The sequence below is a fragment of the Neobacillus phoenicis genome, from assembly GCF_047302305.1.
Taxonomy (GTDB): Bacteria; Bacillota; Bacilli; order Bacillales; family Cytobacillaceae; genus Neobacillus.
The window spans coordinates 3878888-3904691 of record NZ_CP154847.1; the positions used below are offsets into that span (position 1 = coordinate 3878888).

Genomic DNA, 25804 nt, shown 5'->3' on the forward strand with positions numbered 1-25804 from the left:
ACTCTGTTTACCAATATATTAATCTGCAATCTTAACTACAGTTTTAAGGATATCCTTATTATGTTCAGCTGTTTCAATTCCAGCTTTCACTTCTGCAAATTCAAAATGATTTGTGAAGATTGGAGTTGGATCAAAACGTTTGCTTGCGATTAAATCAATAGCTTTAGAGAATGTGTCATATGTTCCTGCATAAGAGGAAACAATGGTTAATTCGCGGCTGTAAATTTCAAAAGGACTTACAGGAATCGTTACATCTGCAGGTGCCGCTCCAAAAACAAGGATTTTTCCGCCTTTTCTCACTAATTTAAACGTTTGCGCGTAAGTATACGCAGAGCCGACAGCTTCGATAACCACGTCAGCACCGCGTCCGTCTGTTAATCTTTTAACAGCTTCAACCGGATCCTCTTCACCGGCATTGATGACATAATCAACACCGATATTCTTGGCTGATTCAATTCTGGCAGGATTTAGTTCTGAAAGGATGACTTGGCTTGCACCTTTAAGTTTTGCAAGTAGTGCATGGGCGATACCCATTGGTCCTCCGCCAATAATCGCAACAGTGTCACCGTATTGAACATTGGCTTTATCCTGTCCGCTGATGGCACATGCCAGTGGTTCAATATAGGCTCCATCGATCCATGACATAGACTCAGGTAACTTATGAATATTGCTCTCTGGAACTCTTACATATTCTGCAAATGCTCCGTTAACATGAACCCCTAATTGAACAATTTTTTCACAATGCAATTTTTGGCCATGACGGCAATAATAGCATGTACCACAAGCAATATTGATATCTGCTGTAACACGATCGCCTGGTTGTACGAAGCTTACTTTAGCACCAACCTTTGCCACTTCACCTGAAAATTCATGACCTAAGATGAGTGGAAGTTTTGCTGGAAAACGGCCTTCGTAAATATGTGGATCAGTACCACAAACTGCGGTATACTTCACTTTTATTAATACATCAGTATCCCCAATTTCAGGAACCGGCACTTCTTCTAATCTTAAATCCTCTTTACCATATAACACAGCAGCTTTCATTACTTTTTGTTCAAACCCTGCTTCTAAACCCTGATTGTTTTCCAATGTATTTTGTGTCATTTTATTTTTCCTCCTTAAATAGGTTTTTTAAGAAAGTAATGGACTCTTCGCTATATTGATCATAAAACTCTTCACATCTTGTTCCGATAAACGGATCTGCAAATGGAGGTAATAATTCCATTGTTAAAAATCCGCTATAGTTGATATCACGTAAAGCCTGCGCAATCGGTTCGAAATCAATGTGTCCTCGGCCTGGTGCTGCTCTATTGCTATCAGCAATGTGTAGGTGATACAGTTTGTCTCCAACCATTCTGATAGTATCGGCAATATCAACCTCTTCAATATTCATATGGTACGTATCTCCCATAACGCCTACATTTGGCAGATCGACACGATTTACTAACTCTAATGCTTGCTCTAATCGATTGATAAGATAGTTTTCGTAGCGGTTCCATGCTTCAACAGTTAAACGGACGCCATGTTCACCAGCATAAATACCAGCTTCTCTTATACCTTCCACAGCCCAAGCAAGCTCTGTTTCTCTATCAGTTTCGCCGTAAATTTTCATACATGCGGTTGGAGTTAAAGAAATACCCTTTGCACCGATTGTGCTGGCAAAGTCTACACAGCTTTTAATATAATCGACTGCATTTTTTCTAATATTTTCATTGCTGGAAACTAGATCTCTTTCAGCATTATAAATCGCACAAATCGTAGAAGCTTCAATATTATATTTATCTAGTAATTCTTTAATGCGGTTAGCATCTATTTTCTCTGGCTCGCCGACAAATTCAACGCCGTCATAACCAAATTTTGCAAGTCTAGCAATACCTGCTTCGATGTCTTCTCCAGCATAAACCAGCGTGTTGTAAGAGTACTTAATCATTTGAACCTCTCCTTTAGAGAATTTTTAATACCCCTTGTGTTGATCTATGAAATCCCATCCCCTGGGTTCGATAAATAGCAGTTTTAAGCCCACCACATTTCAGTGATTTGTTCTTTGAACATCGCACCTTTTAAGAGAGCAATCGCTTTGCTTAGCCCCTCATCAGTAGAAGCAAGCATATCTTCATGTTCAATGGAAACGACATAATCGTATCCAACAGCACGTAACGTGCTGACAATATCTTTCCAATACTTTTCATCTGAACCATAACCGACGGATCTAAAGGTCCATGAACGGTCTAATATTTCGCTGTAATGCTTTGTATCTAACACACCATTAATCTTGATATTAGCTTGATCTAAATAAGTATCTTTGGCATGGAAATGGAAAATAGCATTTTCACGGCCTAACTTTTTAATCGCTTCGACAGGGTCGATTCCCTGCCATACTAAATGGCTTGGATCAAAGTTTGCCCCAATGTTTTCTCCAGCGTGTTCCCTTAACTTTAGAAGTGTTTCAGGATTATAGACCACAAATCCAGGGTGCATTTCAAATGCAACATTAATCCCGTGCTCTTTCGCATATCTCGCTTCTTCTTTCCAATAAGGAATGACAACCTCGTTCCATTGCCAGTTCAACACCTCTAAATATTCAGGCGGCCAAGAACAGGTCACCCAGTTTGGATTTTTCGCATCTGCATGGTCTCCCGGACAACCGGAAAATCCATTCACGACGGGAACTCCTAAGCGTTCCGCCAATAAAACGGTTTTTCTCCAAACCCCATGGGAATCAATTGCAAACTTTTTATCTGGATGGAGCGGATTCCCGTGGCAGCTTAGACCACTTATTGTTAGTCCCCTGCTTTCAAGAGCCCGGAGAAAAGCTCTTGTCTTCTCCGGAGACTCTAATAATTTATCCGGATTACAGTGATGGTTTCCAGGGTAGTTCCCGGTTCCTAATTCCACTGCCTCGACACCCATCTTGACTAACTTATCAAGCATCGCCTCAAAAGGAAGATTTTGATATAGCGGAGTAAAAACGCCTAGTTTCATGTCAGTACCTCCTTAGCAGTCTGAACCTTCACCCATTTTTGCTCCTGGTGGCTTTCTAAAATAGCATCAGTAATACACATGGAGAAGTGGCCATCTTCAAATGTCGCAAACTTAGGTTTGTCTGTTTTCAAGCTCTTGCCATCGCGGACAAAAGAGTAGTAATTCAACATCATATTTTTCAAAGCATCCGGCCAGCCTTCATTATGGCCGCCAGGATGGTGAATCGCCGACCTTGCATCAGCTGTGAACAAGCACGGATCTGCTAAAAGAACTTCGTTCGCCCGATCCCTGTGTCCAATCCATAATTTTTCTGGTTCTTCCTGGTTCCAGAAAACAGAGCTTTGGCTTCCATTGATTTCAAAGCTAAGTCTATTTTTCCGTCCTGCACTTACTTGGGAAACCGTAAACACTCCTCTTGATCCATCTTCAAAGCGGACAAGAACGGATGCATAATCTTCTGTGTTAATCGGAACATCTTCGTATTCTTGTTTTTCTGTATTCTGTGTGCTAAATGTCGCAATCGAATTTTTCGCCTTCTTTCTTACTGGAATCACAGTGGCTAAATCAGCGAACACTTCGACAATCCGCTTTCCAGTAACAAACTGGACCGTGTCGCACCAGTGTGAACCAATATCCGCAACGGCACGGGATTTACCACCGACTTCCGGAGCAAGGCGCCAGTTAAAGTCGGTCTCATATAATAGCCAATCCTGAAGGTAGTTTCCATGGACCAGGTTCACTTTTCCGAGATCACCTTTTGCGACCAATACCTGTAAATTTTGCACACTTGCATGCTGCCGATAATTAAAGTTCACCGCATGAACAACTCCGTGTTTTTCTGCAAGTGCCAGCAATTCTGCTGATTCTTCACTGTTCATGGCCAGCGGTTTCTCTGACACAACATGTTTTCCTGCTAAAATAATCTCTTTATTAATCTCAAAGTGCAGGTGATTCGGTGTGCAATTATGCACAACTTGTATTTCGGAGTCCTGCAGCATTTCGCGGTAATGTCCATATGCTTTAGGAATCCCAAGCTCAGCTGCCTTTTTTTCAGCGGCCTCTTTGCTTGTTTCTGCCAGTGCCACTACCTCTACAAAGCCGAGTCTTCTGATAGCTTCAATGTGGGTAGGTCCGATAAAACCGGTACCGATGATTCCTACTTTTATTTTGTTCATATCTATCACCCTATTTCCTTAAAAAGTGTAATAATACTCATTTCTTTAATTTTTATTTTTTGATTTTGTATCATAAAGCACTGCAACAATGATTATGATTCCTTTAATTACCTGCTGCCAATATGATGATAGGCCGATTAAATCAAGACCGTTGTTTAAAACACCAATGATTAAACAGCCGATGAGAACGCCGCTGATTTTACCTTTACCACCAGATAAACTAGTACCACCAAGAATAACCGCTGTAATCGCATCCAATTCTGCGCCTTGTCCTGCTGTTGGTAAGGCACCGCCTAAACGGCCTGCTAGAATAATAGAACTTAAACCGTATAATAATCCTGCAAGGGTAAATACGATAACTCGGATTTTAGTAGTGTTTAGACCCGACCAGTGACTGGCTTGGTCATTGCCGCCAACTGCATAAATATATCTGCCAAATCTTGTATTATTAATTAAGATATAGGCCAAAACGAAGACGATGATCATGATGATTACTGGGATTGGGATAATGTTGCCAACAAAACCTGTTCCAAACATTGTAAATCCTGGTTCTACAATCCCGATTGGCGTTCCATTGGTTACGATATAAGCAATACCCCTGGCTATCCCCATCATCGCAAGAGTTGTGACGAAAGATGGGATCTTTCCTTTAGCCGTAACAAATCCATTTCCGAATCCAATAACCGCACCGACTACTAAGGCTGCTATTAATGTCAGAATCGTACTTCCAGTTCCTTCCCATACTAAGGCTGCCATGACACCAATAAGGGCATAAAGCGATCCTACCGATAAGTCAATGTCGCCTAACAAGATAATCATAAATACACCAATTGCCGCTATTGTCGTAACCGCTACTTGTCTTAAAATATTGGAAAAGTTCATCATTGAGAAAAAGCTATCCGCTGCGAAAGAGAACAAAATGATTAGCAGCGCAAGAATAGAAAGAAGTGAAAACTGTCGTAGTATTTCATTCCTTTTTCGCTTTTTAGCCAATTTGGCTTGCTCACTGTTAATATCGATTGACTGATTTGTTTTTGCTAAAACTTGACTCATTTTAAAACCACCACCTAGTGTTATTAGCTTAATGCTGCCTGCAGAATTTTTTCTTGACTGAGGTTTTCATTTGGTTCATCCATTTTGATGCTTCCATCGTGCATAACCATTACCCGATCACTAACTCTCAATATTTCCGGTAAATCCGAAGAAATCATTAGTATCGCTTTCCCAGCTTCAGCAAGATCCCAGATAATATCGTAAATTTCAGCTTTGGCGCCGACATCGACACCACGTGTTGGCTCATCAAGGATGAGGATATCCGGATTCATAGCCAATATTTTCGATAAAACAACTTTTTGCTGATTTCCTCCGCTAAGGCTTGAAATGGATTGATTCTCACTGGATGCAGCAACTTTTAAATCATTCATATATTTTAGGGCGATATTAGTCTCTTCTTTTAATGAAGGACGGAAAAAGGACAGTTCTCTTAATTTCATCAAGACGACATTATCTGTTATACTTTTTCCTGGAATAAAGCCATATTTTTTTCGATCTTCAGATAATAATGCAATTCCATTTTTGATTGCTTGTTCAGGATTACGGATTGAAAGTTTTTTGCCGTACTTTTCCATGGAACCCTGTCGAATAGAGTCAATCCCATAAAAAATTTGAGCTAATTCAGATCGTCCGGATCCAACAAGACCATATAGACCAACAATTTCTCCACTATGGATTTTTAAATTTACTGTGTCTTTAAAATTTCCAATCATGACGTTTTTACATTCAAAAGCAACTTTTGAGTAATCGATTCTTTTTGCCTGATTAGAGGTATTTTCGACAGCCTCTAATTTTCTTCCGATCATCATGCTTACGATTTCATCTTCATTTGTTTCTTTTACATTGAGCGTACCTACGAAACTACCATCACGTAAAACAGTAATGCGATCGCCAATTTCAAATAATTCTTCCATCCTATGTGAGATATAAACAACACTAACTCCCTGGGCCTTTAATTCAGCAATAATCGCAAATAAGGTACGTACTTCTCTTTCACTTAAACTTGATGTAGGTTCATCAAGAATGAGAATTCTGCCATTGTGCGAAAGACTTTTCGCAATCTCTACCGATTGCCGTTGTGCCGCCGTTAAATTACCGACTAACGTATTAGGTGAAATGTTTAAATGAACTCTTTTAAGCAATTCCTCTGTTTGAGAGTACATTGCCTTTTTATCTAGGAACCCTTTTTTTGATGGCTCATAGCCAATGAAAATATTTTCTGCCACAGTCATGTTTTCCAGTAAGTTTGTTTCCTGAAACACCATGTTGATTCCAAGGTGAATAGCAGCATTTGGATTGGCAATTTCGACTGGTTTAAGACGGCCATTTGTTTTATTTTCTAGTAAAATTTCACCTTCGTCCTTTGGATATACACCAGTTAATATTTTCATTAAAGTAGACTTTCCAGCCCCGTTTTCACCAATTAATACATGAACCTCGCCTTTATTAAGACCGAAATTCACCTTTTCTAAAATTTTCACACCAGAAAAGCTTTTTGATATATTTTGCATTTGTAAAACTTGTTCCAAGTGGATTTGCCCCTTTCATACACCAGTTGATACGTCTGGTACTTTTGCAAATACCAGACATATCAAGTTCCTGATCTATTATTTCTTCGCTAAATAGGCAGCTTCACGGTCGGCAATTTTACCGACATTTTCCTTAGTGACTAAATCTACAGGAATAGCGATATTTTCTTCTACCTTTTCGCCCTTAAGTACTGCAAGCGCTGCTTTAACGGCTTGATAGCCCATTTCATATGGGTTCTGAGCGATAGTAGCTTTTAAGTTTCCGCCAGCTTTGATTGCTTTCAATACATCGTCATCAGAGTCAACAGACATAATTGGAACTTTGATATTGGCAGCTGTAGTTGCGCCATAAGCTCCCAATGCAGCAGATGCGTTCACTCCAAAAATACCATCAATTTTTGGATGCTTTTGAATGATATTTTCAGTGATTGCTAGGGCCTTATTTCTGTCACCATCACTATTTTGTGAAGCAACGACTTTGATATCAGGATATTTCTTAAGTTGGTCTAAAAAGCCTTTTTCTCTGTCTTGAGTAGCAGAAGCAGTTGTCCAAGTGATAATAGCGATGTCGCCTTTGCCACCAATTAATTTCGCTAAATGATCTGCAGCCATTTGTCCAATCTTCACGTTATCAGAAGCGATATGAGATTTAACGTCTGTTCCGTTTACACCAATATCAACTGATAATACTGGGATACCTTTACCTTTTACTTCGTTTACAGTTGGAACAATACCTTGTGAGTTAGCAGGTGCAACGATTAATGCGTCCACGCCAGTCTGTACCATGTTTTCAACGTCAGCAACCTGTGTTTGTTCGTTTAAATCCGCACTTTTCCAAACTAGTTTTGCACCATTGTCTTTAGCGGCCATTTCAGCACCTTTTACTTCTGTTTCCCAGTGCTTAACTAAGTTCATACCAAACGAAAATCCAACTGTAATTTCCTTACCGTCTTTTGAAGAACCGCTGCTAGTTGAACTAGAAGCAGATTGAGACTCCTTCGCAGAACATCCGGATGCAAAAATACTAAAAATCGCGGCGATGAGGCATAATAAAATGATCTTAGAATTTTTTTTCATAAACTTCTTCCTCTCGTTATAAGTGTTTTCTTTATCAATGATTCATCTTGTAATCGATTACATAATAAGGGGAAAAATGACGGCAATTCCTAGAACCACCTCCTTACGATTTGTTATTTGAGTACTTGGTCAATGACCTCTTATTAACCGATGGGGTTATACTTACAACATGTGTTCCTATGCATCAAACGATGGGGTAATACAATTTGTTTTCTAATCAACTCTTCTTTTTTGATAGTATTTAATAACATTTGCATAGCCTGATAACCAACGTCATACCTAGGTTGTGAGATTGTTGTCAGTTCTGGTTCGATAAGCCCGCACAGCGGAATATCGTCAAATCCAATAATGGATATGTCTTTGGGGACTTCAAATCCCTTTTGTTTAATTGCCTTTATTGCCCCAGCAGCCATTTCATCATTCGTTGCAAATACTGCTGTGGGTGGGTCCTCCAATGCCAGAAGCTTCAACATCGTTTCGTATCCTGAATGAACGGTAAAATCCCCTTCTTGAATCAAGACTCCCTCAATCTGAATTTCATTGAGATTCAACGCTTGATAATAACCTTTCACTCGATCCCTGCTTAGGATTACGGAGAGCGGACCGGTAATCAGTCCAATGCGCCTATGTCCGAGATGGATCAAGTATTCAACGGCTTCTCGGGCTGCGCTGACATTATCAATGGAAACAGTCGGTATATCAAAACCATCGATATACTCACAAGCCAGAACAACTGGAATTTCCTGGCTAGCGGCCAAAATTTCCTCTTTTGGGAGTCTAGCAGTGGCCAAAATCAGACCATCTACCACGCGCTCTTTTACAAGATTGATATAATTTCTCTCCTGTTCAAGACTATTACCTGTGTCTCCCAATAAAACATGGTAGCCATTTGCTAAAGCAACATCTTTAAACCCTTGGAGAATACTTGAGAAAAAGGGATTGGTTATATCAGGTACCACTGCCATCACTGTATTGGAAGACATTTTCCTAAGATTACTTGCCAGTCGGTTTGGTTTATATTCCAGCTGGTTGACTGCCTCCAGTACCTTGGCACGTGTTTTGGGAGAAACGTTTTTGTTGTTTGTAAGCACTCTAGAGACGGTGGCCGTTGAAACCTTTGCCATTTTTGCCACATCTACAATCGCAACCATCTTTGCTCCCTTTTCCTTTCCTGTGACTATGCTCAAATTGTAATCGATTACAAAATTGTCGTCTAACAAGCTTCAGGCAAGGATTTCGTTCATTTGGAATCGCTTTCTTTTCGTTCGAACAACCCTCTTATTCATTCAGACAAAAAAACCACAAATTTTTAAAATATGCTTTGTAAAAAGCTGGTTGATTTTAATATTGATTGGAGCGGAAGGCACGAGACTCCTCGAACATAAAAAAAGAGACCCTGTAAACAGGGCCTCATAATGATTTGATTTTTTGTAATTCAGCTAATTTATTCTTCGAAACCTTCGCCGTCTCTTCGCAATTTTTGAAATAGGCTTTGTACGTTTGACCTGCTGCTTCAATCCTCTTTAAATACTGCAAATTAATAATAAAGGATCGATGGGAGGCAACAAACCGACAATCAAGAATTTCTTCAAGGTTCGTTAACGCCTCGTTTAACTCAATTTTTTGTTGAATCGTATGAATAACAGCCTTACGTTCTGCTCTTTCTATAAAAATAATCTCGTCTAACGGTATAAAGGAGAACTGATTATGTTGTTTGACCATTAAGTCCTTTTTTACAGATGGTTGTTGTTCCATGGCAGGCTGCTTCGAGAAAGCTGCTGCTCGGTCGAGACCGGCATAAAGCCTGTCTCGGTCTATAGGTTTAACAATGTAATCGATTGCATTTACATCAAAAGCCTCTAACGCATATTCATCATGACCAGTAATGAAGATCACTTGCAAAGACGGAACAATTTTTTTACAAGATTTCACTGCTTCCATACCGTTCAATAAAGGCATATCAATGTCAACTAAAGCGATATCTGGCTTTTCTCCCATTACCTTGTTGATTAAATCCTCACCATTTATGGCTTCTCCAACAATTTGATAGTTTAGCAGAGTTTTAATAAGATGCTTCAATAATTTTCTAGATTGTGCATTGTCGTCGGCAATCAAAACTTTCATAGGTCATCCCCCAGACTGTTCTTTTTGCTAATTCGTGAAAACGCTAGCATTTTATCTATTCACAGTATAAGCCAGTTTATCTTGCTGAGGAAGACTTTTCATACCAAAAAGGAATGGTGTTTTTTTACCATTTTTTAAAAAGGTGTATAATCTGACTATAGAACTAAGGAGCTTTCCGCTCAAAGGAATGATGAAATAATGGAACTAAAGCATAACGAAAACCTGTATAAAGAAGTTCTTCGGACGATGTCAGAATGCGTACTTATTCAAGAAAAGTCGGGTAAAATCACTGCTCTAAATGACAATGTTGAAAAAATACTTGGGATTCAAACGGAGTCATTAACAGAAGCCATCATCAAGCAAAATCATTTTATAAGAGAAGACGGAAGACGTTTACACTATTCGGAGTTACCAAGTTCGATTACACTAGAACAAGGCATTCCTTTTTACAATTTTGTTATCGGAGTAAAAAGACCAGATCTTGACACTAAATGGATTTCTATGAATTCGACTCCTCTTAACATAAATGATGGACATGCTGCCCTAATAACAATTTCTGATATTACTGAAAGAAAATTAACTAAAAATGCTCTTATTCAAGCCAAAGAAGATGCGGAAAAAGCTAATATGGCCAAATTAGACTTTCTCTCCAAAATGAGTCACGAACTCCGAACACCATTAAATGGAATTCTTGGCTTTGCTCAGTTATTAGAAATCGATGAAACATTAAATGAAGAGCAGCATGATTTTGTCCAGGAGATTTTACGCGGAGGAAGACATTTATTAAGTTTAATTAATGATATTTTAGATATATCACGGATAGAGACAGGCCAATTAAAAGTGGCGATAGAAGAGGTTGATCTGCTGACCATTATCAATGAATGTATTAGTATCGTGCAGCCTGTGGCCAAGAAAAAGAGTATCAGCATTCATAACCAATTGGATCAACGGCAAAATACTTTCGTTCTTGCCGATCCAAAACGCCTTAAACAAATTGTGCTTAATCTTCTCGATAATGCAATTAAATATAACCGGGATAGCGGTAAAGTGATGATCTTCTCTTATGTGAAAGGAAACGAACAAATCATTCATATTGCGGATACAGGAGTCGGACTTTCTGATGAAGAATATCATAAAGTCTTTGTACCCTTTTACAGAGTAGAAGGGACACAAGAGGAAGGGACAGGCATTGGATTGTCTTTGGTAAAACAGCTCGTCCGACTAATGGGGGGGAAAATTAGCGTAATAAGTGAGAAAGGAATAGGCAGTGATTTTTGTTTTAGTCTGCCGCTTCCACACGATTTAAAGGCTGTCATACGATGGGGAGAAGAGGTTGAACTGATTCAGGAAAAGACCCGTAAGGACGAGCATTTCTGTTTGCTGTATATTGAGGATAACCAGTCTAACATGAACCTAGTAAGAAACATCATGAAATCGCAGCCCGCCTATACGCTTTTTTCAGCTCGGACTGGAAAAGAAGGATTGGAAATGGCATTGAGTGAAAAAGTGGACTTGATTCTGCTGGATCTAAACCTTCCCGATACCCATGGCTATGATATTTTTGATAGGTTAAAAAAGCTTAAACAAACAAAAGATATTGCAGTAATTGCTGTAAGTGCCAATGCAATACCGCAGGATATTCAGTATACAATAGACAAGGGGTTTGATAATTATGTGATAAAACCCTTTAATGTTAAAGAATTTTTAACCATCATAAGAGAGACACTGCATAGTACGATTAATCAAAATATTCCCGAGGATAAAATTTTAAGTACAGGGCCGCATGGAGAGCAGGCTGTTTCGGCCAAAACACTCCAATTATCTTTGAAAGACCTGAAAAAGCTTAAAGAAAAGAAATATAAGGCTGCTATTGCGATGCACTTTACAGATAATGATTTTTCAGCGGCGATCGTCAATGGTTTGACAGATACTTTTGAAAAAATGGGTATCGAAGTGGTCACTGTGACTGATGCATATTTTAATGCTGAAAAACAAATTTCTGATCTTGAAAACATTATAGCTAAAAAACCAGATGTTATCGTCAGTTTACCGGTTGATCCAGTTGCTACTCCTCCCGCATATAAAAAGGCTGGCGAAGCAGGTATCAAATTAATCTTTATGGATAGCATGCCAGAAGGCTTGGAATTCGGTAAAGATTATGTAAGTGTTGTGACATCGGACAATTATGGTAATGGTATTTTCGCCGCAGAAGTCATGGGTGATGAGCTAAAAGGAAAAGGTAAGATTGGTGTTATTTTCCATAATGTTGATTTCTTTGTAAATAACCAGCGTGTTGAAGCATTTGAAGCTACAATTAGAGAAAGATATCCAAACATTGAAATTGTTGCGCGTGATGGCATTACGACTCCAAAAGATGCTGAAAAGGTTGCCTCAGGCATGTTAGCAAGAAACCCTGATTTAGATGGTATTTTTGCGATTTGGGATGTACCAGCCGAAGAAGTATTAGCTACAGCTCGTAAGGCAGGAAAAAATGATTTGGTCATTACGACCGTTGATTTGGGAACGAATGTGGCGGTTGAAATTGCTTCTGAAGGAAATGTAAAAGGTCTTGGAGCACAATTACCTTATGAAAATGGAGTTGCCCAAGCCCTCATTGCGGGATATTCATTACTTGGTAAGGAAGTGGCTCCTTTCTATGTTGTTCCGTCGATGAAAGTAACAAAGGAAAATATTTTAACAGTTTGGAAGCTGGCCTATCGTCAAGATGCTCCAGAAGAGATTCAAGAGTACTTTCATTATTTTAATTGATGCCATTTCAAGAAAGATAAACCGCCTGCAGAATTCTCGATACCGGAGGGCGCACTTCCAAATAACGGATGGCCCTCCTTTTTTTATTTTAACGCCTAATATAGTCGAGTTTGATAAATTTGAAGGAGGATTGATAACTGAATTTGTCGAACAATGAAAGAAAATTTTCCAGGAAAAAGTCTATTATTCTACAAAATGTGATTGGTTAATTTAGAACTTAACATTGTTATATCTACCCCTGTTCCCATATGGTGATGATAAACGATCTTCATTTCCTTCTCCGCAGCAAGGCTTCCTAAATGGTGTAAACCATCAACTAAAAGCTTCCATTCTTTCTCTGTATTCACTTTACCTGTAATGTTGTTCATCAAACTAAAAAGAAATATAACAGGATCGTTCTGTAATTCATTTACTAGCAAATGTTAAAGTAAAACAGTACGAATTTGAAGATGGGATTTAACCCAAAAATTGCAACGGATGTGTGGATTCGTACTCGTGAAGTAGTGTAGACAATTAGAGATCATGTATTTGCTAAAATTGAATCTGCTAATGTGGTATCGAAAAAAAGTGCCAAGCACCAAATTCAAGTCTAGTGCTTGACACCCTAAGTAATAAATACCTTAATCTTGATTTAAGTTGATCCATCCATTCAATTTGATACAAATAAGGTCTTTTATCGCGTAATAGGCGCAACGAACCAGAATTCCTAGAACCTCTCAGCTTCTCAATGTCGATATCACCAACAACGATGGTATCAATCTTAGCACAATGTTGATATCGTACTGAGAGTTGAGTAAACAGTTCAATATATTCATCTGTATAGGTTGCCAGTCGTCGAACTGCCTGATCCGGCCTTTTTTCTTTAAGAAATGACATCAATTGAGTTGTAAAAGGCTGCCCATTTTATAAGTCACAGTTCATCCTTGTCTTTGGTTTAAAATTAATTTCTTAATTTACCTTCTTAGGCCCTTTCCAGTACATCTCACGCAAACGGTATTTTTGCAGTTTCCCAGTAGCGGTTTTTGGTAATGCTTCTACAAATTCAACTGATTTAGGTGCTTTAAAGTGGGCCATGTTATTTCTGCAGAATTGAATGATTTCCTCTTCCGTAACCACTGCCCCCGGCTTTTGTACAATAATTGCTATTGGTACTTCGCCCCATTTTTCATGGGGAATGGCAATAACCGCCGTTTCTAATACAGCCGGGTGCTTGTATAACACACCTTCTACTTCTGTAGAAGAAATATTTTCTCCGCCGGAAATAATCAAATCTTTGGCTCTGTCTTGAATTTCAATATACCCATCCGGATGCGTGACCGCTAAATCTCCGGTGTGGAACCAGCCATCTCTAATCGCTGCGGCTGTATTTTGCGGATCTTTATAATATCCTGACATTACGACATTACCACGAGTAACGATTTCCCCTAACTCTCTTCCATTCCAGTCCACTTCTTCTCCGTCCTGGCGAACCACCTTTGTTTCTCCATTAAACGCGAGCTCAATCCCTTGTCTCGCCTTAATTGCGGCTTGTTCATCAGTGGATTTTGTATTAAATTCACTTTTCCATTCGCAATAAAGAATAAATGGTGAAGTTTCTGTCAGACCATACACATGGATCATATTTAAACCTAAGACTTCCTGTGCCTTTTGAATCAGAGCAGCTGCAGGCGGTGCGCCTGCAGTCGCCATGCGAGGCTGCGTCTTCACTTTTATTTCTTGTGCTTTTGGGTCATTAATAAGCATATTTACGACAGTTGGTGCCCCACATAGCAATGAAATCTTTTTGCTTTCAAATAAATCAAGGATTAATGGTGGGTCGACCTTGCGCAAGCAAACATGGGTCGCACCGGCGGCAGTTATGGCCCAAACTCCTCCCCATCCATTCGCGTGAAACATTGGCAATGTATGCAGATATACATCGTCTTGATTTACACCTAGGTGGTACATGAAATTAGCAGCATTCATATAATTTCCGCGGTGGGTAAGCATAACACCTTTTGGATTAGAAGTAGTTCCACTCGTATAATTTAATGTAAGCAGCTGATTTTCGTCGATTTGAATAGAGGGAAATTGCTCCTTTTCCATAGCATGCTGAATAAAGTTCTCATAATCCACGCCTTTTAATGTAGTATTATGGCCCGGTACCCTTACAATGACAATTTGCTCTAATGAAAGGTGGTCGACGATTTCCTCTATCGATTTAGCAAATTCTTCATCGACAATTAACATTTTTGCATCGCTATGCTTGATAATGTATTCCAGATCTTTTGCAGATAATCGATAATTCAACGGCACCATCACTGCACCAAGCTGACAAATCCCATAAAAGCACTCCAACATATAATGAGTGTTTGGCAGCATGACAGCAACATGGTCTCCTTCTTGAATTCCATCGTGATACAATGCAGTAGAAAGCTGGTCGACACGTTGTCCAAATTCTTCGTATGTAAATTCTTTGTCACCATCAATCACTGCTGTCTTATTTGGATAATACTTGATTGCTCTCCGTTTCCAGTCCAGTGGTGTTAGTGGTGAAAACATATAATCCCTCCTTTAATGTTTTTAGAAAATTCTTATAATACCTTCTCTGTTGTTCCAATTTATTCCTCTAAGATTATTAAAAAATCATATCCCAGCAAAAGAAAATATTGATGAAGAAGTAGTAAACATTGTTTTTGGGGCTAACGGGAAGGTTTCGAATATAACTTTAATCCCACTGCTTAGCAGTGGGATGGTTGTGCTCTGTTTTTCGATAGTACCATAACCATAACTCCTCAGAATAAAATCTACAGGGTTTTGAGTGATTATTTTGTTTCTCGGTGTAACGTACGTCTCTTTAAACGTGGCGAGTATTTCATCAGTTCAATACGGTCTGGATTGTTTCTCTTATTTTTGGTGGTAATGTAGTTGCGGTCTCCTGTTTCTGTACATGCTAACGTGATTTTTACTCTCATTTTTTATTTCCTCCCAGTTTAGTTTTTTACGCGGAAACGGTAAAGGCTGGAAGCGGATCGTTAAATACTTGCCAGTCCATTTTCATTTCCTCATCTGTTAATAAACATTGATCTAAGGAAGCCTCGATTTCTTCGCGATTCATATCAATCCCGATTAGAACAAGTTCTGTCATCCGATCGCCAAATACTTCATCCCAATTTTCCAATAGCTCTGGTTCTTCCTTAAGGATTTGATTTCTTTCCTGTTCAGGATAAGCCGCGAGCCATTCACCTGCTCCCTGAAGCATGATTGAAGGTCCAGCTTGTGACAACAAACCTGTCATATCATTTCGGGTTGGCAGCCAAAAGAATCCTTTAGCTCGAACGACATCCACCGGCCAATCTTCCAGCCATTGCATCCATCTTTCTGGATGAAATGGTTTCCTCCTGCGGTAGACAAAGGATGAAATACCATATTCCTCTGTTTCCGGAGTATGTTCTTCTGTTAATTCCTTGATCCAGCCCGCCCCTTGACTTGCCTCTTCAAAATCAAATAATTTTGTATCTAAAATTTCATTTAAGTCTACTTGTGAATGGGCACTCTCAATAATTCTTGCCTCTGGATTTAGTTTATGAAGAACCTCTTTTAGTTCAAGTACACTCTCCTTATCTACTAAATCGATTTTGTTTAAGACCAACACATTGGCAAATTCAATTTGATCGATCAATAAGTCTACCACTTCACGCGTATCTAATTCATCCGTTGCTTGCTTACGATCCAATAAGCTTTCACCAGATGAAAAATCATGCCAAAAACGATTCGCATCAACGACTGTCACCATTGTGTCAAGCCTGCAATAGTCGGTTAAATTGATTCCTAGATTTTCATCAACATATGTAAAAGTCTGAGCCACTGGAACAGGCTCAGAAATTCCAGAGGATTCAATTAAGATATAGTCAATATCCCCAGCCTGAACCAGCCGTTCTACTTCAATCATTAAATCTTCTCTTAATGTACAGCAGATACATCCATTTTGAAGCTCCACCAATTTCTCATTAGTTCTTGAGAAACCTCCTTGTTTAATCAATGATGCATCAATATTCACTTCGCTCATGTCATTCACAATTACGGCAATCTTTTTATTCTCGCGATTGGTCAGTACATGATTTAATAATGTTGTTTTCCCTGAGCCTAAATAACCACTAAGCACAGTAACTGGTATTTTTTTATTCATTTCTTTTCACCTCATTTTATAAATCAAAATCATTACGATTTAAAGAATATAGATTATTTATTATTTCTTCTTCCATATGTCCTCGATTCAAAGAATTTATAGCTTGCTTGCTATGTTCGTCAAACATACTTAAATCGTAATAATTACGATTAACATCATAATAAATTTTTTTCTTAAATGCAAGTTTTTTTATATATAACACTCCAATAGTTCTATTCCTATAATAAGAATTCACAGTTCCGAATTTACAAAAATAAAACATTCATAATTTTATTTACAAATTCATAGGGTTAATTTAGAATTTAAAGCGAAATAATTACGATTTATTCAACAGTGAATAATGTGGTTAACAAAATTTATGGGAGGTTTCCGATGTATCGTATTCTTCAAAAAAATATCATAGATATTACAAGTATAATCATCATTGGTTTAGCACTGATGTTATTATCTTTCAGTTTTCGATTTCAATTACCAGTCAATCTTTCTCCTTCGTTGTTAAATCTCAACACCATCTTTCTAAGTATTTTAATAGAGTCACTTCCTTTTGTTTTAATAGGCGTTCTTATTGCTGGAACTATTCAAGTCTTTGTGACAGAAGAGCATATAGAGCGGTGGATTCCTAAGAATAGGTTTTTAGCAATCATCATGAGTTGTTTAATCGGGGCCCTCTTCCCAGCTTGTGAATGCGGTATTGTCCCTATCGTCCGTCGTCTTGTCGGTAAAGGGGTGCCCATTCATGCTGCTATTGGCTTTATGCTGACTGGACCGCTAATTAATCCTATTGTAATTGCCTCTACATATATGGCGTTTGGGAACGATTATAAAATCGCAGGTTTACGGATGGGTCTAGGCTTTGTCATTGCGATGATAGTCGCTTATTTGGTTAGTTTGATTTTTAAAGGCACTCAATTAAAATCTTCCATTTCTACCGGCCACATGCACTCACACTCTAAAAAGGAAGGTTTTTCAAAAAGATTTTGGGACATGCTGACCCATTCTATTGATGAATTTTTTGATATGGGAAAATACCTAATTATTGGGGCTTTATTAGCTGCATTTGTTCAAACCTACGTTCCCGCAAAAGCTCTTTTGGAAGCTGGTAGTGGAACTCTATCGTCCTTATTTGTCATGATGGGCTTAGCTTATGTTTTATCCCTATGTTCTGAAGCAGATGCCTTTATCGGGGCTTCATTCAGCAGCATTTTCCCAACTTCAGCTATTTTAGGTTTCTTAATATTTGGGCCAATGATGGATTTTAAAAATACCATAATGATGCTGAGCGTATTCCGAGTAAAGTTTGTTTTCGGGGTTTTGGTACTAATTATTTCAGCCGTCTTTATGACGATCATTCTATTGCAAGGCTTTATGTAGGGAGGAAAAATCGTGAAATTTCATGCTCAGCAGGCTTTTCGATCGTTTATTTTGCTTGGTTTTTCAGTCATGCTTTTTAAATTGCATTTTACCGGTGAAATTACAAAGTTCATAAACCCTAAATACCAAGGATTAAGCCAAGCCGCATCCGTATTATTTTTAATTTTGTTTTTCATCCAAGTCACACGAATTTGGACCGCTAAGGAAAACCGGCATCATCACCATTGTCAACACGATGACCACGACTGCAGTCACGATCATGGAAACACTCCTTTTAATACAAAAAAATTAATCGGTTATCTTGTTATTATTTTTCCATTGATTACAGGATTATTGTTTCCTGCAAAAGTACTTGATGCTTCCATCGCAGATAAAAAAGGCGGGATGGCAGTCTTATCTAATCAAAAGATATTAAAAGAAGAAAAGAAAAAGAATAGTAACCAAGAAGTTCCTAATGCAACCCCTGTCAAAATCGGAAATTCTAAGGAATTGTCAAAGGAAGAATATGAACAATTAAAACAAAGTTTAATAGAGAGCCCTATTATTAAGATGAACGATGATGTTTTTTCTGCTTACTATGAAGAAATACATATGGACCTCCCAACTTTTAAAGGGAGAGAAATTGAATTAACAGGGTTTGTTTATAGGGACCAAGGACTTGAACAAAACCAGCTTGTCTTAGCAAGATTTTTAATTACACATTGCGCGGCGGATGCAAATATTATTGGATTTATGTCAGAATTGCCAGAGGCCTCAACACTTGAAGAGAATACTTGGATTGAAGCACGAGGGATTTTGGATACCACGACATTTAATGGGACCGAGCTTCCTTTTATTAAAATTACGGAATGGAAGGAAATAAAGGAACCAACAGCCCCCTATCTGTACCCTATTAGTGTAAGAATCCTATAGAAATGGATACCTAAAATCTGTCTTGGTTAAGACTAACCTAAGTGAAATGAGACACTATAAAACACCTTCGAAATGATACATTTAATAAAAGTACAATTCGGAGGTGTTTTTGCGTTACTAAAAAGCCTTTGCACATAAGAAAAGCGCAAGCGCCTTGATCAGCCCCGACAGGCAAATAACCTTCTGCGAGAAAAGTTGCTCTTTGACTTTTTTGCAGAAGGTTATTTGACCCGAGCTGTAACAATCATGCTTTATTAAGCCATGATTGTTACAATTACTCAAGGAAATTTATTCAGGATGAAAACTGGCTAGGCGCTGGAGCTGGACAATTCTCGAAGTCGGAATTTTTACTTTCTTATCATTTTAGAAAAGTACAAGCACCTTACCTTGGTTGCCGAAACTTATAGATTCCTTTCTTAAAAAAGAGAAGTGCTTATTAAACACTTCTCCCTCCTACCTCTACTCATCACTTCAAAAGCCCGGTAATCTTGGACACACTTCTTGTAACCGCAGACACTGTGGCCTCATTCTTTCTGCTAAATCTCGCCTTAACAGACCTCAAAATATGATACGTCGTTGGTACAATCACCAATGTTAACAAAGTTGATGTCAGCAACCCGGAAATAACGACAATCGCCAAAGACCTTGAAATTAATCCACCCTCACTGGACAAAGCTAAAGGTAACAGCGCACCAATTGTCGCTAGCGCGGTCATCAAAATCGGGCGAAGACGTGTCTTACCTGCTTCAAGTAATGCCTCTTTGATCTCCATGCCCTTCTTCTCATTCTGCTTCACACGTTCCATTAACACAATCGCATTGGTCACCACAATTCCGATTAACATGAGGAAGCCAACCAATGCTGGCATGCCGAGTGCTTGATTAGTAAGATATAAGCCCAACAATCCACCAGAGAACAAGAATGGCAAGGATGACAAGATCGACAATGGCATCAACATATTTCCAAACGCAACAAGCATGACAATGAATACCAACACAACCGCAACAGCCATCGCAATCGTCATATTTGTGAATCCTTCATTCATCGCTTGCGCTTGGCCTTCTGAATGATAGGTAATTCCCTTTGGTAAGTCTAACTCTTTAAGACGCTTATCGACCTCTGCTTGCACACCAGAAGTATTATCCGTAGTGATACGGCCAGAAACCTGTACATATTGCTGCTGGTTTAATCGGTACAATGCGGATGGACTTGGCTGCTTCGTAAGAGTCGCCACATCTGATAAAGTGACTGGAACCCCCAGCGGATTCATAATCGTTTGGCTCATAATATCATGAATCGAATGGGCTGGGTCTCCCGCCAATAACAAATTAACACTGGTTGTTTTCCCTTCCACTTGCATATCGCCCACATGATCGCCTGAAATCAACTGTCTAACGAATCCTGCAACCATAATTGGACTTAAGCCTTTTTCTGCCGCTTTTTGGTCATTAATCTTCAATTGAAGCTGTTCCTTCACGCTAGAGAGGTTCGATTCGACATTTTCCAACCCATTAATATCTTTAATTTTTTCTACAATCATTTTACCGGCAGTCTCTAAATCTTTAGCATTCGCTCCCTCGACCATTAACGCTAAACCGCTCGTTCCAACGATCCCCACTGGTGCGAGGGCGACTTTCATTTGATCGTCCAGTTTCTCTACTTCTGTCCTAACCTTCTTTTCAAAATCATTGGTCTGTGCCTTGGTTATGTTATCGTTTAAATCAATGGAAAAGCGAATATGTTCCCCATTAGCAATTGTTTGCACATTTTTAATTTGTTTTTCCTGAGCAAGTACTTCTTCAACCTTGACAGCGAGTTCGTTCGCTTTTACCAGTGAGGTTCCAGCTGGTAAATCCCCAGTTAACCGGTAGGAAACAGCTTTTTCCTGTGGTAAAAAATTCTTCGGAATCATGGGAACCAGTGCGAGCGATCCAGCAAACAACACTACTGCTATTACAATCGTGACCGCTCGTTTATTTAATACCCATGTCAAAGTATGCTTATATGCTTTTTCAAACCAACTTTCTTTCACTTCTTTATGCTTGATCTTTAGTAAGAATAATTTTGCCAACAACGGTACAACCGTTAGTGAAACAATCAATGAAAAGGCCAGCGCCACGATGACCGTGATGCCAAACGGTGCAAAGAACCGGCCTATTATCCCTGGTACAAAGGAAAGTGGTCCGAATACGGCAATGGTTGTCAGTGTGGAGGAAGTAATCGCTCCTCCCACTTCTTTGGATGCTGTTAACACCATTCGCTCATCGCGTCTTGTGCTCGTTAAGGTTCGACGGTATACATTTTCAATGACCACAATCGAGTCGTCAATGACCCTGCCGACAGCAACAGCGATTCCAGCAAGGGTCATCATATTTAAGCTATAGTCCAAATATTTCATGGTGACCATAGAAGCCAAAATAGATAATGGTATAGATAAAACGGCAACAATTGTTGCTCTAATATTTCTTAAAAATAAGAACGTTACAATCACTGCAAACAAAGTACCAAGCAATACCTCGCGCAGCATCCCGTTGACAGATGTTTTGACTTCCTTTGAGGTATCGTATAATTTGGTTAATTTATAGCCGGCAGGAAGATCTAACGCATCCAGCTTTTCCTTTGCCTGCCCCACTACTTCAACTGTATTGGAACCTGCTTGCGCCTTCATTTCCACTAAAACAGCCGGCTTTTCGTTTAAGCGGGTATAAACGGTTTCCTTTTTATTGCTATAGGAAACGTCGGCGATTTCTGAAAGGCTGATCTTTTGGATACCAGTTGACCCTTGGGCCAAAATTTGGATATCCTGTACATCCTTTACCGAACCAAGCTTAAAATCAGCTTGAACATTTAATGTTTTATCCTCTACATTCATTTGACCAGCAGGAAATGAAAAATGATGAGCTAAAAATGTTTGTTTGACGGTCTCATATGTAATCCCGTAACTCTTCATCTTTTCCGGATCAAGTTTGATTGCTACTTGCTTTTCTGTCTCACCAGAAATCTCAATTGCACCAGCACCATCAATTCCTGTTAGAGCCGGCTTAATATGTTCATTAATATATTGTGTCAAATCGGATTGATTAGCTGTATCTGAAGAAAGAGCAAACTCAAATACTGGTGCAGCAGAAGGACCATCCTTTAGAATTTGTGGTTTCTCGGCACCTTCCGGCAGCTTGATTGATGCGACTGCTGTGGTCACATCCTTTTCGGCTTCATCCATGTCCTTGCTCATTTCAAACTCAAGAATTCCCACTACTACATTGCTGTGTGCTTCAATATAGAGGTTATCTAGTTTCTTGATTCCCGACAAGGTTGATTCCATTGGCTTCCCTATATCCTCTAATCCTTGTTCAGGGGTAGCTCCAACATATGGAACCTGTACGATGATATACGGAATGTCGACATTCGGCATAGACTCCATCTTCATCGTTTTGACGGAATAAATACCGCCTGCGATCACCATTAACATGGCGATAAAAATAACCCCTGCATTTTTTAAAGAAAATTTAATCCACGACTGCATTTTTCTTTCCCCTCCGTTTTTCGCTTTTCACTAGATCTCTTTTTTCATTATAGGTTTATCAACCAACTTCCAGCCTCGGGCGGTTGTTGTAAAATGATCTAAGACCAGAGACCTAGAAATGTTTTCCAGTACACCAATTCAAACTCCTACAAAACAACTTTTAGTCGAAAAGCACCAGATGTATAGACGGTAAAGTTGGATGTATGGTTTCATAAAATTATCCATTTTTCTCGAACACACAAAAAAAGCCGTCCAGCAGTAGGAGCAGCTCTTAAATAGACATTGATGCTTTTGTCTACCTTTTTTAAGGTTCGTTCTAATAAATAGGCGGAGGAATTCCGCCTATTTGGAAAACTGGAGATTAATTAGCTCAAATAGACGGAGATATTCCGCTTATTTGATAATAAAACGCAAAAATGGGGCACTTTTCTTTGAATAAGCGGAAATATTCCGCTTATCTACTCCGAAATGAGCTCGATTTTGCAAATAACCGGAAAAACTCCGCTTATTGGTTATTCTTCTAAGGGGCAATCCAATTAGACAGTTTTTTCGCAATGTAGCTCAGATTCTAAAATGATTAAACCTCCGCTTTTATACCTAAAAACAATGTTTTAGTAAACAGCCTAAATAATATATATCCCCGCATCTAAACCTTAACTCATTTCATTACCTTATCTTTAGAAAGAGCATGTTTAAACTGTTCGATTAGTATAGGAACGATCTCAAAGGCATCGCCAACAATTCCATAATGGCAGTTTTGAAAAATAGGGGCTTCTTTGTCCTTATTTATGGCAATAATTAAACCGGAATTTTTCATGCCCACAATATGTTGAATAGCACCGGAAATTCCAATCGCAAAATATATTTTTGGTGTGACCGTCACACCGGTTTGCCCTACTTGATGTGCGTGATCAATCCAACCCGCTTCCACCACATCCCTGCTAGCACCAACCGCTCCTCCAAGCGTTTCCGCCAATTGGTGTATTAACTGGAATCCCTCGTAGCTCCCTAATCCTTTTCCACCTGCCACAATGATGTCCGCTTCGTCGATTCTTACTTTCTTTACCGTTTCCTTTACAATTTCCAAGACTTTTGTCCGAATATCATCTTCTTTTAAGGATATCGTTTCTTCAACGATTTTGCCGGTTCTCCCCGGTTCTGGTTCCAGTGCCTTCATGACTTTGGCTCGTACTGTCGCCATTTGCGGCCGATACTTTTTACAAAGAATAGTCGCCATAATATTTCCGCCAAAAGCCGGCCGGCTCGCCAATAGTAAGCCAGTTTCCTCTTCGACATCCAACTCCGTAGTATCCGCTGTCAAACCTGTCGGGAGATCGGTAGCTACCGCACTTGCCAGATCTTTGCCCGTTGAAGTCGCTCCATAAAGGATAATTTCCGGTTTATGTTTATCACTGCACTCCAACAGCGCCTTCATATAGGTTTCGGTCCGGTAGTGTTTGAAGATGGGTTGATCATATACATACACAGTATCTGCCCCATATTCAAATACGGTCTTTGTTAAAGATTTAACATTTTCTCCGATTAGAATACCAGCCAATTCCACTCCCCGTTTGTCTGCTAACTTTCTACCCGCACCTAACAGTTCAAGAGATACAGAAGCAACCGCTCCATCTTTTTGTTCAATGAATACCCAAACACCTTTGTAATCTTTGAAATCCAATTACATGCCCTCCTTTGTTTCGAACAGTTCTTTCTTTTCAAGCAGGACAGATAACAGTTGCTCTACTTGTGCTATTGAGTTACCTTCAAGGAACGTTCCCCCTGCCGGTTTTTGCGGTGCCCAAACTTTGGAGACAATCGTTGGGGACCCCTTCAAACCAAGCTGCTTTATATCTACACCTTCTAGGTCATCAACAGACCAGATATGAGGTTTATATCTGGCAGCTTTTATCATGTTCGGAAACGGAGAATACGGCACTTCATTGATTGTTTTTTCAACAGAAAATAAACACGGCAAGGTGGAGCGGACGACTTCATATCCATCCTCCAGTTTGCGATGTACAATGGCATATCCCTCTTCTTGGTTGATTTCCACGACTTTATTCACAGAAGTCAGCGGTGGAATATCGAGCCTTCTTGCTATTCCTGGTCCGACTTGGCCTGTATCTCCATCGATGGACATTTTTCCGCAAATGATTAAATCTACGGGTTTTTGTTTTGCAATTTTTTCGATCGCCTTTGTCACGGCATAACTCGTTGCCAATGTATCAGCACCCGCAAATCGGCGGTCCGTGATTAAATACCCCTCATCGGCACCTATTTCAATACACTTTTTTATCGCGGTAACTGCTGGAGGCGGACCCATGGTAACAACAGATACAATCCCCCCATATCTTTGCTTTAAACGAACGGCCTCTTCAACAGCATGAGCATCATACGGATTCAATATGGCAGGTGCGGTCCTACGGTCCATCGTGTTTGTCTTTGGATTCATCTTAATAATTTTGGTGTCAGGCACTTGCTTGATACAGGCTACAATATGCAGCATTTAACCCCTCCCTTTTAATAAAGCAAATAGTCCTTTACTTACATCGATATGAAACTTGCCGGATGTGTTTCGCTAAAAAGCCTTTTTACGCCCGTTTACTTTTACTTTATTAAAAGAGATGTCCTGACATTCGAATTTTCTGATAAAATCTGTGTAAATGTTGCTGATGAAAACCCAAACAAAGAAAAAAGCACGGATGAAGGATGCACCGTGCTGTTTAAAATGGATATGAGGTATGCATTTTACAGAAATGAGTCAATCAATGTACAATTTTTTCAATTATTAAAAGTGGTTAACAGTTCATTTAAAATGAGGCATATCGACAATTTTTTTAAAATTCCTTGTTTATAATGACAAAAGCTACTGTAACTTGCGCACAAATTTTAAAAATATGAGGAGGGAACCTAATGGAATTTCTATTATATATCGGTACATATCTCTTAGGTGCTCTTGCTATTATGCACCTGATTACATTTACTTTTAATTTATTTTTTAAATAAAGTAATGTGAATTAGGATTGAACGCTTTTAAATAAAATTTCTCAGGTGTTTCTATCGTGTTTTGAAATAGTATGTTCTGCAACATGTAAAAAGAAGTTGCCGTATTTTTTTG

General features: G+C 39.1%; 18 protein-coding genes and 2 pseudogenes. 3 read left to right on the forward strand and 17 right to left on the reverse strand.

Going from position 1 to position 25804, the window contains the following annotated elements; genetic code table 11:
* Positions 1–18 precede the first annotated feature (18 nt).
* The 9 genes from AA0X95_RS20010 to AA0X95_RS20050 form a co-directional block, all read right to left on the reverse strand.
* The gene (locus AA0X95_RS20010; RefSeq protein WP_413300927.1) at positions 19–1104 is read right to left on the reverse strand and encodes a zinc-dependent alcohol dehydrogenase; all 1086 of its coding nucleotides are present in this window, start codon (positions 1102–1104) and stop codon (positions 19–21) included.
* 1 nt (position 1105) lies between these two features.
* A complete protein-coding gene (locus tag AA0X95_RS20015) occupies positions 1106–1930 on the reverse strand; it encodes a TIM barrel protein (protein ID WP_413300929.1) in 825 nt (274 codons plus the stop codon).
* An 83-nt stretch (positions 1931–2013) separates the two neighbouring features.
* Positions 2014–2982, reverse strand: a complete 969-nt coding sequence (locus AA0X95_RS20020; protein WP_413300931.1) for a sugar phosphate isomerase/epimerase family protein — start codon at positions 2980–2982, stop codon at positions 2014–2016.
* Positions 2979–4157 (reverse strand): Gfo/Idh/MocA family protein, encoded by a 1179-nt coding sequence (locus AA0X95_RS20025; protein WP_413300933.1) that lies wholly within the window; start codon positions 4155–4157, stop codon positions 2979–2981. Before AA0X95_RS20025 ends, AA0X95_RS20020 begins: the two co-directional genes overlap by 4 nt.
* Positions 4158–4202: 45 nt before the next feature.
* Complete coding sequence (locus AA0X95_RS20030) at positions 4203–5210, reverse strand: ABC transporter permease (RefSeq protein ID WP_413300935.1); 1008 nt, start codon at positions 5208–5210, stop codon at positions 4203–4205.
* A gap of 23 nt (positions 5211–5233) precedes the next feature.
* On the reverse strand, positions 5234–6739 hold the full coding sequence (locus AA0X95_RS20035; RefSeq protein ID WP_413300937.1) for a sugar ABC transporter ATP-binding protein: 1506 nt from the start codon (positions 6737–6739) through the stop codon (positions 5234–5236).
* A gap of 78 nt (positions 6740–6817) precedes the next feature.
* Positions 6818–7816: a sugar ABC transporter substrate-binding protein gene (locus tag AA0X95_RS20040; RefSeq protein ID WP_413300939.1), complete on the reverse strand. Its 999-nt coding sequence runs from the start codon at positions 7814–7816 to the stop codon at positions 6818–6820.
* Between the two features lie 143 nt (positions 7817–7959).
* Positions 7960–8967 (reverse strand): LacI family DNA-binding transcriptional regulator, encoded by a 1008-nt coding sequence (locus tag AA0X95_RS20045; RefSeq protein WP_413300941.1) that lies wholly within the window; start codon positions 8965–8967, stop codon positions 7960–7962.
* A gap of 259 nt (positions 8968–9226) precedes the next feature.
* Positions 9227–9940 (reverse strand): LytR/AlgR family response regulator transcription factor, encoded by a 714-nt coding sequence (locus tag AA0X95_RS20050; protein ID WP_413300943.1) that lies wholly within the window; start codon positions 9938–9940, stop codon positions 9227–9229.
* Positions 9941–10138: 198 nt separating this feature from the next.
* On the opposite strand from AA0X95_RS20050, the gene AA0X95_RS20055 reads away from it, so the two are divergent.
* A complete protein-coding gene (locus tag AA0X95_RS20055; RefSeq protein ID WP_413300945.1) occupies positions 10139–12709 on the forward strand; it encodes a substrate-binding domain-containing protein in 2571 nt (856 codons plus the stop codon).
* Between the two features lie 224 nt (positions 12710–12933).
* On the opposite strand, the pseudogene AA0X95_RS20060 reads toward AA0X95_RS20055, so the two are convergent.
* From AA0X95_RS20060 to AA0X95_RS20080, 5 genes and pseudogenes are all read right to left on the reverse strand, one after another.
* Positions 12934–13056 (reverse strand): annotated as a pseudogene (locus AA0X95_RS20060) (myo-inosose-2 dehydratase); the annotation flags it as partial.
* Positions 13057–13483: 427 nt separating this feature from the next.
* A pseudogene (locus tag AA0X95_RS20065) lies at positions 13484–13600 on the reverse strand (hypothetical protein); the annotation flags it as partial.
* Between the two features lie 57 nt (positions 13601–13657).
* Entirely contained in the window at positions 13658–15250 is a 1593-nt protein-coding gene (locus tag AA0X95_RS20070) for a long-chain-fatty-acid--CoA ligase (protein ID WP_413300947.1), read from the reverse strand.
* 263 nt (positions 15251–15513) lie between these two features.
* Positions 15514–15663, reverse strand: a complete 150-nt coding sequence (rpmG, locus tag AA0X95_RS20075; RefSeq protein WP_088090954.1) for a 50S ribosomal protein L33 — start codon at positions 15661–15663, stop codon at positions 15514–15516.
* Positions 15664–15689: 26 nt separating this feature from the next.
* Positions 15690–16877 carry a GTP-binding protein gene (locus tag AA0X95_RS20080; protein WP_413300949.1) on the reverse strand — a complete coding sequence of 396 codons (1188 nt, stop codon included), beginning with the start codon at positions 16875–16877 and terminating at the stop codon, positions 15690–15692.
* A gap of 372 nt (positions 16878–17249) precedes the next feature.
* On the opposite strand from AA0X95_RS20080, the gene AA0X95_RS20085 reads away from it, so the two are divergent.
* Together AA0X95_RS20085 and AA0X95_RS20090 are read left to right on the forward strand one after the other, a co-directional pair.
* A complete protein-coding gene (locus AA0X95_RS20085) occupies positions 17250–18248 on the forward strand; it encodes a permease (RefSeq protein WP_413300951.1) in 999 nt (332 codons plus the stop codon).
* A gap of 12 nt (positions 18249–18260) precedes the next feature.
* Positions 18261–19160 carry a TIGR03943 family putative permease subunit gene (locus AA0X95_RS20090; RefSeq protein ID WP_413300953.1) on the forward strand — a complete coding sequence of 300 codons (900 nt, stop codon included), beginning with the start codon at positions 18261–18263 and terminating at the stop codon, positions 19158–19160.
* 466 nt (positions 19161–19626) lie between these two features.
* On the opposite strand, the gene AA0X95_RS20095 is transcribed toward AA0X95_RS20090, so the two are convergent.
* The 3 genes from AA0X95_RS20095 to AA0X95_RS20105 form a co-directional block, all read right to left on the reverse strand.
* Complete coding sequence (locus AA0X95_RS20095; RefSeq protein ID WP_413300955.1) at positions 19627–22683, reverse strand: efflux RND transporter permease subunit; 3057 nt, start codon at positions 22681–22683, stop codon at positions 19627–19629.
* Positions 22684–23341: 658 nt separating this feature from the next.
* On the reverse strand, positions 23342–24364 hold the full coding sequence (locus tag AA0X95_RS20100) for an electron transfer flavoprotein subunit alpha/FixB family protein (protein WP_413300957.1): 1023 nt from the start codon (positions 24362–24364) through the stop codon (positions 23342–23344).
* Entirely contained in the window at positions 24365–25192 is an 828-nt protein-coding gene (locus tag AA0X95_RS20105; RefSeq protein ID WP_413300959.1) for an electron transfer flavoprotein subunit beta/FixA family protein, read from the reverse strand.
* Positions 25193–25804: the final 612 nt, after the last annotated feature.